The 11,454-nt window shown below is 64.2% G+C and carries 13 protein-coding genes; 7 read left to right on the top strand and 6 right to left on the bottom strand.

Going from position 1 to position 11,454, the window contains the following annotated elements; translation table 11 throughout:
• Positions 1–73 precede the first annotated feature (73 nt).
• From I6F09_RS18210 to I6F09_RS18230, 5 genes are all read left to right on the top strand, one after another.
• Positions 74–280 carry a hypothetical protein gene (locus tag I6F09_RS18210; protein ID WP_036007833.1) on the top strand — a complete coding sequence of 69 codons (207 nt, stop codon included), beginning with the start codon at positions 74–76 and terminating at the stop codon, positions 278–280.
• Positions 281–384: 104 nt separating this feature from the next.
• A complete protein-coding gene (locus tag I6F09_RS18215; RefSeq protein ID WP_036042072.1) occupies positions 385–951 on the top strand; it encodes a ferritin-like domain-containing protein in 567 nt (188 codons plus the stop codon).
• A 155-nt stretch (positions 952–1,106) separates the two neighbouring features.
• Entirely contained in the window at positions 1,107–1,490 is a 384-nt protein-coding gene (locus I6F09_RS18220) for an Hsp20/alpha crystallin family protein (protein WP_024342525.1), read from the top strand.
• Between the two features lie 8 nt (positions 1,491–1,498).
• Positions 1,499–3,877: an endopeptidase La gene (gene lon / locus I6F09_RS18225; RefSeq protein WP_225188692.1), complete on the top strand. Its 2,379-nt coding sequence runs from the start codon at positions 1,499–1,501 to the stop codon at positions 3,875–3,877.
• Positions 3,878–3,882: 5 nt separating this feature from the next.
• Entirely contained in the window at positions 3,883–4,038 is a 156-nt protein-coding gene (locus I6F09_RS18230; protein WP_225112009.1) for a hypothetical protein, read from the top strand.
• A gap of 70 nt (positions 4,039–4,108) precedes the next feature.
• Here I6F09_RS18230 and I6F09_RS18235 read toward each other — a convergent pair whose 3' ends face one another.
• The 4 genes from I6F09_RS18235 to I6F09_RS18250 all read right to left on the bottom strand — a co-directional run bounded on the left by I6F09_RS18235 (position 4,109) and on the right by I6F09_RS18250 (position 8,721).
• A complete protein-coding gene (locus I6F09_RS18235; RefSeq protein ID WP_018320691.1) occupies positions 4,109–4,411 on the bottom strand; it encodes an HU family DNA-binding protein in 303 nt (100 codons plus the stop codon).
• 345 nt (positions 4,412–4,756) lie between these two features.
• Positions 4,757–5,989, bottom strand: coding sequence for an acetyl-CoA C-acetyltransferase (locus I6F09_RS18240; RefSeq protein ID WP_225188693.1), 1,233 nt, complete (start codon positions 5,987–5,989; stop codon positions 4,757–4,759).
• A gap of 242 nt (positions 5,990–6,231) precedes the next feature.
• A complete protein-coding gene (locus I6F09_RS18245) occupies positions 6,232–7,692 on the bottom strand; it encodes a GH1 family beta-glucosidase (protein ID WP_225188694.1) in 1,461 nt (486 codons plus the stop codon).
• A 75-nt stretch (positions 7,693–7,767) separates the two neighbouring features.
• Positions 7,768–8,721 carry a LysR family transcriptional regulator gene (locus I6F09_RS18250; protein WP_225188695.1) on the bottom strand — a complete coding sequence of 318 codons (954 nt, stop codon included), beginning with the start codon at positions 8,719–8,721 and terminating at the stop codon, positions 7,768–7,770.
• A gap of 80 nt (positions 8,722–8,801) precedes the next feature.
• Here I6F09_RS18250 and I6F09_RS18255 point away from each other — a divergent pair, with 80 nt between their 5' ends.
• Positions 8,802–9,377 carry a nuclear transport factor 2 family protein gene (locus I6F09_RS18255; RefSeq protein ID WP_225142943.1) on the top strand — a complete coding sequence of 192 codons (576 nt, stop codon included), beginning with the start codon at positions 8,802–8,804 and terminating at the stop codon, positions 9,375–9,377.
• Between the two features lie 75 nt (positions 9,378–9,452).
• On the opposite strand, the gene I6F09_RS18260 is transcribed toward I6F09_RS18255, so the two are convergent.
• Both I6F09_RS18260 and I6F09_RS18265 read right to left on the bottom strand, forming a co-directional pair.
• Positions 9,453–9,860: a hypothetical protein gene (locus tag I6F09_RS18260; protein WP_036007872.1), complete on the bottom strand. Its 408-nt coding sequence runs from the start codon at positions 9,858–9,860 to the stop codon at positions 9,453–9,455.
• A 61-nt stretch (positions 9,861–9,921) separates the two neighbouring features.
• The gene (locus I6F09_RS18265) at positions 9,922–10,089 is read right to left on the bottom strand and encodes a hypothetical protein (protein WP_192893123.1); all 168 of its coding nucleotides are present in this window, start codon (positions 10,087–10,089) and stop codon (positions 9,922–9,924) included.
• Between the two features lie 382 nt (positions 10,090–10,471).
• Here I6F09_RS18265 and I6F09_RS18270 point away from each other — a divergent pair, with 382 nt between their 5' ends.
• On the top strand, positions 10,472–11,425 hold the full coding sequence (locus I6F09_RS18270) for a sugar-binding protein (protein WP_225188696.1): 954 nt from the start codon (positions 10,472–10,474) through the stop codon (positions 11,423–11,425).
• Positions 11,426–11,454 lie beyond the last annotated feature (29 nt).

Here is an 11,454-nt window from a genome sequence, read left to right on the forward strand (position 1 = left end):
GGTCGCATGGAACGAGGTTTCGACCGCCGACTTAGCTCAGCGTGATAGCAATGGACAATCGTGGAGACCAATCATGAGCGACAGCGGCATTAGCATGCTCCTGGGCCACGCCTCGGCCCAGATGCTCTGGCTCTGGTTCATCGGCGCGTTCGTGCTCGGCGGGGCGCTCGTTTACGGCGTGATGAAGGCGGGCAACTTGCGCCGCAGCGAGCGGGCGCAGCTCGATCGCAACACCGAGGCACGGCAGCGCCAGGAAGATCCCTACAAGCGCCCGACCTGAGCCTTCGCCGGTTGCAGTTTGGAACTTTCATTCGTGGAGCGGCTTTGATCGCCTGAGGATTGAGGAGGGCGAGGCCTTCCCGTGTTACCTCATGAGGAGGACGTATGGCTAAACGAGCGAAGAAACGCACGACCAAGAAGACCGCGGCGCGCCGGCCGCGTCAGGCGCCGAAGATGCTCAGCGACCTGTTTCTGGAGACGCTGAAGGACATCTATTTCGCCGAGAACAAGATCATCAAGACCCTGCCCAAGATGGCCAAGGCCGCGAATTCCAAGGAGCTTACGGCCGCCTTCAACAAGCATTTGCGTGAGACCCAGGGCCAGGTCAAACGGCTCGACCAGATCTTCAAGATGCTGGGCAAGCCGGCACGCGGCAAGCCCTGCGAGGCCATCAACGGCATTGCCGACGAGGGCGCCGAGATCATGAAGGAGTTCAAGGGCGCGCCGGCGCTCGATGCCGGACTGCTCGCGGCAGCGCAGGCGGTCGAGCACTACGAGATCTCCCGCTACGGCACGCTGCGCACCTGGGCCGAAGAGCTCGGCATGCAGGACGCCGCAAGGCTGCTCCAGGAGACGTTGGACGAGGAAGAGGCGACCGATCAGACGCTGACCGAGCTCGCCACCTCCGTGATCAACCTCGAAGCGGAACAAGAGTACCGCGCGGCGGCCTGAGCCCGCGCCCTGCCAATGAACGGAACGTCGCGGCCGCATGCCGCGGCGTTCGCTTGTCTTGATCGCACGGCGGCGCATGGCACGTGCGCGCCACCGTACTGGATTTCCTTGGAACCGGCCCCATATGCAGGCTTTCCCACCCCAGAGCCCGCATCATGCAACCCAAAAATCCCCTCGACTGGATGCTGTCCGAAGCCCTGGACTCGCTGACCCGCGCCGATCGGCTGCGCCAGCAGTTCGGCCGCCAGGAAGCCTGCTGGGAGCCGCCGATCGACGTGCTCGAGACCGAGCGTGAGCTCCTGATCCTGGTCGCGCTTCCCGGCGTCAATCCGGACAATGTCGAGACCGTCATCCATGACGGCGTGCTCGTCATCTCGGGTCAGCGCACCCTCCCGCCGGAGCTTCGCAACGCCCGCATCCATCGGCTCGAGCTGCCGCAAGGGCGTTTTGAGCGCCGCATTGCATTGCCCCTCGGCCGTTACGCCATCAGCCGCTTCGTGATGGACGGCTGCGTCGCACTGCGCCTCGCGAAATCCTGAGGTCGATCATGGCCACCGAACAGATGAACAACGAACAAAGCAATAACGACGTGAAGATCCCCGACGACGCGCTGATCATCGTCCCCGTGCGCGAGATGGTGCTGTTTCCGGGCGCGATCGCGCCGATCACGATCGGCCGGGCGAAGTCCATTGCCGCCGCGCAGCAGGCGCTGCGCGAGCAGCGGCCGATTGGCATCGTCCTGCAGCGCAGCCCCGAGACCAATGACCCCGGGCCGGACGACCTCTACAGGGTCGCAACCATTGCCAACATCGTGCGCTACATCACCGCGCCCGACGGCACCCATCACATCGTCTGCCAGGGCGTGCAGCGCGCGCGCATCCTCGACTTCCTGCCGGGGACGCCGTTCCCGGCCGCGCGCTTCCAGCAGATCCCCGAGCCGGCCACGACCTCACCCGAGATCGAGGCCCGCGCGCTGAATCTGCAGCGTCAGGCCATCGAGGCGATCGAGCTGCTGCCGCAGGCGCCGCCCGAGCTCGCCGCGATGTTCCAGGGCACCAGCGCGCCCGGCGCGCTGGCGGATCTGGCGACCTCGTTCATGGACATCAAGCCGCAGGACAAGCAGGAGGTGCTGGAGACCATCGACCTCGCGCTCCGCGTCGAGAAGGTGTCGAAGCACCTGGCCGAGCGGCTGGAGGTGCTGCGCATCAGCAACGAAATCGGCCAGCAGACCAAGGCCTCCTTCGACGAGCGGCAGCGCGAGGCGATCCTGCGCGAGCAGATGGCGACGATCCAGCGCCAGCTGGGCGAAGGCGACGGCAAGCAGGCCGAGGTCGCCGAGCTGACCGCTGCGATCGCCAAGGCCAACATGCCGCCGGAGGCGGAAGCGCATGCCAAGAAGGAGCTGCGCCGCTACGAGCGCATGCCGGAGGCCGCCGGCGAGGCCGGCATGGTCCGCACCTATCTGGACTGGCTGATCGAGCTGCCCTGGGCGCTGCCCGCGGAGAAGCCGATCGACATCAAGGAGGCGCGAGCCATCCTGGATGCCGACCATTTCGGCCTGGAGAAGATCAAGAGCCGGATCATCGAATATCTGGCGGTGCGCAAGCTCGCCCCCCAGGGCAAGGCGCCGATCCTTTGCTTCGTCGGCCCGCCCGGCGTCGGCAAGACCTCGCTCGGCCAATCCATCGCGCGCGCGATGGATCGCCCTTTCGTACGCGTCAGCCTCGGCGGCGTGCATGACGAGGCCGAGATCCGCGGTCACCGCCGCACCTATATCGGCGCGTTGCCCGGCAACATCATCCAGGGCATCAAGAAGGCGGGCGCGCGGAATTGCGTCATGATGCTGGACGAGATCGACAAGATGGGCCGTGGCGTGCAGGGCGATCCGTCCGCCGCGATGCTGGAGGTGCTCGACCCCGAGCAGAACGGGACGTTCCGGGACAATTACCTCGGCGTGCCCTTCGACCTGTCGCGCGTCGTGTTCATCGCGACCGCCAACATGCTCGACCAGATCCCGGGTCCGCTGCTGGACCGCATGGAGCTGATCAGCCTCGCCGGCTACACCGAGGACGAGAAGCTGGAGATCGCGCGGCGCTATCTGGTACGGCGGCAGCTGGAGGCCAACGGCCTCTCGGCCGAGCAGGCCGAGATCGAGCCGGAGGCCTTGAAGCTGATCGTCAAGGGCTACACCCGCGAGGCCGGCGTGCGTAACCTCGAGCGCGAGATCGGCAAGGTGCTCCGCCATGCCGCGGTGCAGGTCGCCGAAGGCACGGCCGCGAAGGTCGTGGTGACGGCAAAGGACATCGCCACCGTCCTCGGCCAGCCGCGCTTCGAGGGCGAGATCGCACTGCGCACCAGCGTTCCGGGCGTTGCCACCGGCCTTGCCTGGACGCCGGTCGGCGGTGACATCCTGTTCATCGAAGCCACGCGCGTGCCCGGCAAGGGCGGGCTGATTTTGACCGGCCAGCTCGGCGACGTCATGCGCGAGAGCGTGCAGGCTGCGCTGACGCTGGTGAAGAGCCGGTCCTCTCAGCTCGGCATCGATCCGCAAGCGTTCGAGAAGAGCGACATCCACGTTCACGTCCCCGCGGGCGCAACACCGAAGGACGGGCCGAGCGCGGGCGTTGCGATGTTCACGGCGCTGACCTCCCTGCTCACCAACCGCACGGTGAGGAGTGACACCGCGATGACCGGCGAGATCTCGCTGCGCGGCCTGGTGCTGCCGGTCGGCGGCATCAAGGAGAAGGTGGTGGCTGCGGCTGCTGCCGGCCTGAAGCGGGTGATGCTGCCGGCGCGCAACAAGCGGGACTATGACGACATCCCGAAGAGCGCGCGGGACACCCTCGAGTTCATCTGGCTGGAGCGCGTCGACGAAGCCATCGCCGCGGCGCTCGAGCCGGCTGAAGCCAAGGAAGCGGCGGAGTAAAGGCGATGAAGAAACTGCTGGAAAGAGCGAAGCGGTCGCGGAAGACGCAGCGGCTGCGCCAATTGCTCGATCGCGCGATCGACCGGATTCGCGATGGGCTCGCAGGACCCGAGCCGCGGCTTCAGCCTGCTACGGTCCGAGTGAAGCGCCGCAAGGGTTGAGCCCTCCGTCTCGAACCCTCGCGGCAGCCCCAGACAAAAGGCCCCCTCGTTCGAGGGGGCCTTTGCGTTGTTAGCCCACGGCGTCCTTGGCGGCCTTGACCGGGCGGGCGCGGACGATCTTCCGGGCCGGCTTGGCCTTGAACATCATCTCTTCACCCGTGAACGGGTTGGTGCCCTTGCGCGCCTTGGTCGCGGGCTTCTTGATGACCACGAACTTGGCGAAGCCCGGCACCAGGAACAGGCCGTTCTTCTTGAGCTCCTTGTGGCCGACATCGGTCAGCGTCTCCATGACGTTCTTGACGTCACGCTTGGAAAGCTCGGTGGCGGTCGCAATCTTTTCGATCAATTGCGATTTGGACATCTGGGTTGGCATCGTGTCTCCTCTGATTCGTTGCCGGTTGCATATTAGACCAACCGTTGAAGGCCTATAGCCTTCTGCACAGTTTTGTCGCGAAATTACGGGCTTTTCTGGCCTGCTGTGACAAAAAACCCTGCTTTTTAGCTACTTCCGGAGCGGATGAAGCCTCGGGCAGCGGTTTTTGCCTTGTTTCAAAGGCCCGCACGCAACCTTGCTAGAACTGATTCGCCGCTTTCGACAAGCGACGACCGGCCTCTTTATGAGAGGCCGGTCGTGTTTCACCCTGAAAAATAAGGGTCGGATCGCTGGTCGCCGGTCTTCTTCCCCGTAAAAATGGGGAGAAAGTCAGTGGGCGATTGGCTAGACGCGCTCGATGATGATGGCCGGCGCCATGCCGCCGGCGGCGCACATGGTGACAAGACCGCGCTTGAGGTCGCGCCGTTCGAGCTCGTCGAGCACGGTGCCGATCAGGATCGAGCCGGTGGCGCCGATGGGGTGGCCGAGCGCGATCGAGCCGCCGTTGACGTTGACCTTGGCCCGATCGAGCTTGAGGTCGCGGATATATTTTTCCGCCACCACGGCGAAGGCCTCGTTGATCTCGAACAGGTCGATATCGTCGATGGTGAGCCCCGCCTTGGCCAGCACCTTGCGCGTTGCCGGCACCGGTGCGTTCAGCATGAGGGTCGGCGAGTCCCCCATGTTGGCCATCGCGACCACGCGGGCCCGGGCTTTAAGACCATGCGCCTTGGCATAAGCGGGCGTGGCCAAAAGGATCGCAGCAGCGCCGTCGACGACGCCGGAGGAGTTGCCGGCGTGATGCACGAAGTCGATTTCGAGATCAGGGTACTTTTGCAGGATCAGGCCGCGATAGGTCGTGCCCTTGTCGTCGAGCGCGTAGTCCGCGACGGCGGGGAATGCCGGCTTCAGGCTGCTGAGGCCTTCCATCGTGGTCTGCGGCCGTGGGTATTCTTCATGATCCAGCGCCAGACTGCCGTCCTCGCGGTGGACCGGCACGAGGCTGTTCTTGAAGTGGCCGTTCGCGATCGCATGCGCGGCGCGCTTCTGGCTCTCCAGCCCGAGCGCGTCGACGTCGCTTCGGGTGATGCCTTCCAGCGTCGCGATCGCATCGGCGCAGACGCCCTGATGCGACTGCGGATGCCGTGCCCGCAGACGCAGATTGCCGCCGTCCATCATCATCGGACCGCCGCCGCGGCGTCCCTCCATCGACATCATCTCGCAGCCGCCGGCGATGACGAGGTCTTCCGCACCCGCCATGATCGAGCTTGCCGCCATGTTGACGCTGGTGATGCCGCTGCCGCAAAAGCGGTCGAGCGTCACCGCGCTGGCGCGCACGTCGTAGCCGGCATCGAGCGCCGACATGCGGCCGAGATCGCCGCTTTGCGTTGCCACCTGCGCGCTGCAGCCCCAGACGATGTCGTCGACATCGGCGGTATCGATGCCGGTGCGGTCGGCGAGTGCGCGCAGCACGGTCGCCCCGAGCTGCTGCGGATGAATGCCCGACAGGGCTCCCTTGCCGGCCTTGCCGATGCCCCGCGGCGTGCGGCAGGCATCAATGATCAGCGCGTCAGGCATTGGCGTCGTCCTCTTGTTTATGGGTGTTGAGAACGGTTTTGAATAAGGGGGAGAAGAGAGTCAATGTGCGGCGCTCGCCCTTCGCCTCTCCCCGCGTGCGGGGAGGGGCCGGATTTTACGCGCAGCGGAAAATCCGGGTGAGGGGGAGCCTCAGCAAGAACGGTGACAGGGTGACAGATGGACTCGCGGAGAGAGCCCCTCACCCCTCCCTCTCCCCGTAAGAACGGGGAGAGGGAGAAGAGCTACGCCCCCGCCGCGTTCTTCGCGATCACGTTGCGGTAGAAGCTGGCGCTGAGTTTTGCCGTGCGGACCTGGGTGTCGAAATTGACGTGGTACAGCCCGAAACGCTTGTTAAGGCCGTACACCCACTCGAAATTGTCCATCAGGCTCCAGAGGAAATAGCCGCGCACCGGCACGCCTTCGTCGGTGGCGCGCTGGAGCTGGGCGAGATAGTTGCGCAGATACATGATGCGATCGGTGTCGTAGATCTTGCCGTCGGGCGACACCACATCGTCGCCGGAGGTGCCGTTCTCGCTGATATAGATCGCATCCGTCTCCCAGATCTTCGCCGCCAGCTTCGGCACCCAGTAGATCGTCTCGGGCCCGACGCGCAGCCAGTCCGAATTCATGTGCGGGAACGATTTCGGGATCGGCAGCGGCTTGAAGCCCGCGCCCTGGTCGGAGGCCACCACGTAGTTCTGCGGCGCATAGATGTTGAGACCGAGAAAATCGACCGGCGAAGAGATGATCTTGAGCTCCGCATCGGTGTATTTCGGCGCGTTGGACCCGGCGTATTTTAGGAAGGCGTCGGTATAGCGGCCCGTCATGATGACGTTGAGGTAGCCGGCATTCATCTCGCGCAGCGCGATCTCCGCGGCCCGCACGTTTTCCGGCGTGTCGAAGGCAGGCGCGCAGGCATCGATGTTCTCCGCCGGCCCCACCCTGGTGCCGCGGCGGCCATGGGCGCGCACCGCCTGCACCGCGAGCCCGTGCGCCAGCGCACTGTTGTGCCTGATCTGATTGACATCGGCTTGCGGCAGCTTCAAGCCCGGCGCGTCGATGCCGACGCCGTAACCGAAATAGACGAAGCGCCCGCTCTCGTTCAACGTGAACACGTTCCTGACGCGGTCGGTGAGGTGCGCGGCGACATAGGCCGCGTAGTCGCCGAAGATCTTGCAGGTCTCGGTCGAACGCCAACCGCCGAACCGGTCCTCGAGCGACTGGGGCAGATCCCAATGATAAAGGGTCAGCCACGGCTCGATGCCGTTCTTCAGGAGCTCGTCGACGAGACGATTGTAGAAGTCGAGCCCCTTCGGATTGGGCTTGCCGTCGCCGTCCGGGAACAGCCGCGGCCAGGCCACCGAGAAGCGATAGGCCTTGCAGCCGAGCTCCTTGATGAGGGCGATGTCCTCCTTGTAGCGGTGATAGTGCTCGTTGGCGCGGTCGCCGGTGGTGCCGTCCTCGATCTTGCCGGGGATGCGGACGAACTTGTCCCAGATCGAGGCCCCTCGCCCGTCCTCCTCGACCGCGCCCTCGACCTGATAGGACGAGGTCGCCGTGCCCCAGAGAAAGCCCGCCGGAAAACCGCCTGCATTGCGCGGCGGCCGAGCCGGCTTGGCTTCGGCGACAAGGGGACTCGCAATCCCAGCTGCGGACAATCCCGCCAGCTTGGCAAACCGGCGGCGCGAGACCCCCTCCGTCATTGATGCTGCTCCACTTCTTTTCGTTTCGGACCGGCACAATGAACAGTTCCGGGCGATTTGAGAAGCGGGTGGATTCTAGCGTCGACTTGCTCCGATTGAACCGACCAAGACCTGCATCAGCCACTCAATGCCGGCGTCTCTCATCGCCGCCTTGGTCGCGATGGCCCGGATCGTGTCCGGTTTGCGCGCGAAAGGCAGCTCGACGAACACCAAGCCGAAACGGCGCGCGTGGTGCTCCACCAATCGGCGCGGCAAGGCTGCGATCAGATCAGACCCGGAAAGCTGGGCAAGCGCCATCATGAAATTCGGGACCGTCAACGCGATGCGGCGTTGGAGGCCGCGCTTAGCCAACATGTCGTCGACGAAACCACGCGGTTCACCACTGAGAGAGACCAGCAGATGTTGCGATTGCGCGAAGGCCGCATGGGTTGGCGCTTTTGACAAGCGATGTCCCTTGCGCATGGCCAGCACAAACTCCTCCTCATAAAGGCTGCGCGCTTCGAACCGCGGTGATACCGAAGGCAGCGGCAACATTGCGACGTCCAGCTCGCGTCTTTCCAGCATGTCGAGGCATTGCTGCCAAGGCTCTCCGATCGCGCCGTCGCGCGGCGCGGGCATCAGGTGGATCAACCCGATGTCAATGTGCGGCGCAGCAGCTGCGATCGATCGCAACAGCGGACCGGTAGCCGAGACCAGCACCGCATCGGGTGCGCCAATGGTGAACCTGCGGCTGCTCTTTTCCGGGTCGAACGGTGTGGCCGAGCCGATCAGCTGTTCGACGCGCGCGATGATCTCGGCCACCGGCTCTCCAAGCTCCAAGGCCCGCTCCGTTGGAACGACCCCCTTCGGGGTCCGCAGAAACAGCGGATCGTTCAGTAGAAGACGGAGCCGGCCAAGCGCATGGCTGACAGCCGACGGCGTCAGGCTCAGCCGAGCGGCTGCACGCGCGACATGGCGCTCTTCCAGGACCACGCGGAAGAGCACGAGGAGATTCAGATCAATCCTGGATAGATCAATTTGGTTCAGCATGTTGCTGAAATCATATCGCTGGATTCATTGGGATCAAGGCTTCATGCATGGGCGCTCGTCGTTCGATCAGGAGCTGAGAAATGACCAACAAACCGTCCGGGCTGAACAGGTGGCCATGCGAGCAGGAAAAGATATCGCGGCGCTCGATGATGGCCGCTACCGCAGCAATTCCCCTGTCCGGTCAGCTTTCGGCCGGTGCGGCCGCTGGAAGCGACGCGATAGCAGGCCTCGTCGAACGCGCCCGCGAGAAGAATGCCGCCTTCATGCGTGGCGATGTGGACCGCTGGTCCCAGCTTGTCCGCATCGCGCCCGATTTCACGCTGATGCAGCCCTTCGGCGGGCCTGCGAGTCGGGGATTCGACGCTAGTCCCCAGCGTCTGGCTGCCCTCTCCCGATACTTCAGGGAAGGCCAAACCGAACTTGAGGTTTTGCAAACCTATGCATCCGACGCGCTCGTCGCTCTCGTCATGGTCGAGCGCCAGCGCGCCGAGGTGGGCGGGTTGCCGGCTCAAGACTGGTCGCTGCGCGTGACCGAAGTCTACCGCAAGGACGGCACGGATTGGCAACTCGTGCACCGTCATGCGGACCCGCTGGTCCGAAGCATCACCTTGCAACAGGCGGCGATACTCGCCCGGGGATGGCCGGAGGAAAAATGACGAAGCGCTGCAGATGAGCTGGATTCGGAGCCGGCCGGCGGCCAGTCGAGACGACGTGCGATTTCGTCGCGATGATCAGCGCGAGCGCTTCGGCAATTTCGGCAGCTTGTCGGGATTGAATGCCGGCATCTGCCCTGGTGGTTCAGGTGGGGGCGGCTGTTGTTCCCTGAGGATGAGCGTTCCGTGGAGGATCATGCCCGGCGCCTGAGGTGCTGTCGCGGTGTAGGTCGCGATCTTGCCAGGGCAGCTTCCCTCGATCGTCAACGTCAGCTCTTGATCGTTGCCGAACACGGTGGCGCGTCCGTCGGTGTGACGCTTCGTCAATACGGTTGCGGTGAAGCGATCTCCATCGATCTGGCAGGTGCCGTGATAGGTCATCAGGCTGTCACGGCCCCAGATCTGGCCGTCTGCGACATGGACGATCCCGGTACCCTGGTCGATGGGCGTCTTGTACCAAGCGGCGTAGGTGCCGTCCTTCAGCATGGGAGCAGCCTCCCCTGGTATTCCCACGCCGACAATTGGCATCATTAGCGCCAACAAACGGTTAATGACCGGGCCCGTGCCAATCCGGCCTTTCCTTGCGCAGCTCGGCCTCGAGCTCCTCGATGATGCTGTGAAGCAGACACGCTGCAAGCGGATCGGTCACCTCGCGCTCCAGATGCCGGTACCGCGCAATCTGGAATTCCTGCTCTCTCAACTGCTGCTCAGTCATCACGGGCCCTCCGGCGAACCGACGCGGAGACGGCCGGAGAGTTTCGTTACAATTTTCAGATCATTTGCGATGGTTTCCAATCGGTTAAAGGCGCAAGCGGGCTGCGGATTGCCCGAAAAGGCTGCCGCGGGACCGGCGACACCAGCCTGAGCGCGGCGGTTGACGTCCAGACCGTTGCTTCCAATTGCGTGCGCGGCGGGCTTCTGCTAGCTTGAGGTACGTGCCTCATTTCACCTCGCCGGCCGGGTTGGTGACCCGCCTCTGCCGCAACGATGCGGGTAGCGGCTGATTGCCGTGCCGCTGGGGGTGAGGCATGCGCCCAATCTGGGTTCAAGCAGAGTTGGCCATCAAAAAGGGCCGACCGCCTTAGGGGAGGAATGATATGCAGCGTCTCTTGGTTGCAGGTGTGTCTGTTGCCTTCGCGATCGCAGCGGGTGTCGGCCCGACGGATGCGGCGGACAAGAAGGTTCTGGCCTTCGTCGTCAACGGGGCGTCCGACTTCTGGAAGATCGCCGAGGCCGGGATGAAGAAGGCGCAGGGCGAGCTGCCCAACTACGAGCTCCAGTTCAAATATCCGGAACAGGCTGCGGCCGCCGTGCAGCAGCGCGTGATGGACGACCTCGTCGCCGCCGGTGCCGCCGGCATCATGGTCAGCGCAGTCGATCCAAAGAACCAGACCGAGCATCTCAACAAGGTTGCGTCCCAGACCCTGCTGTTCACCACCGACAGCGACGCGCCGAAATCCAAGCGCGTGGCCTATATCGGCTCCTCCAACACCGACCTCGGCAAGGAGGCAGGAAAGCTGATGGTCAAGGCGCTGCCGAACGGCGGCAAATGCGTCGGCTTCGTCGGCCTACCCGGCGCCGACAACGCACGCGAGCGCATCGAAGGCGTGAAGGAGACGCTCAAAGGCTCGAAGGTCGAGCTCGTCGACGTTCGCGGCGACGAGATCGACCAGACCCGCGCCAAGCGCAACGTCGAGGACATTCTCGCCGCCATGCCCGATGTGAGCTGCCTCGTCGGCTTCTACTCCTACAACACGCCGCGGATCTACGAGGTGCTCAAGGAGGCCGGCAAGCTCGGCAAGATCAAGATCATCGGCTTCGACGAGGATCCGATTACGCTCGGCGGCGTCAAGGAAGGCAGCATCGTCGGCACGGTGGTGCAGCAGCCGTTCGAATGGGGCTATCAGGGCATGAAGCTGATGGCGAACTACATCGGCGGCAACAAGTCCGGCATTCCGGCTAACGGTATCATCATCGTGCCCGGCAAGGTCATCGAAAAGGCGAATGTCGACGAGTTCATGGCCTCGATGAAGCAGATGCTGAAGAAATAGGAGAGATCCGCGCTGCCCGCCGTGCAGCC

The organism is Bradyrhizobium sp. IC3195, assembly GCF_020193585.1.
Lineage (GTDB): Bacteria > Pseudomonadota > Alphaproteobacteria > Rhizobiales > Xanthobacteraceae > Bradyrhizobium > Bradyrhizobium yuanmingense.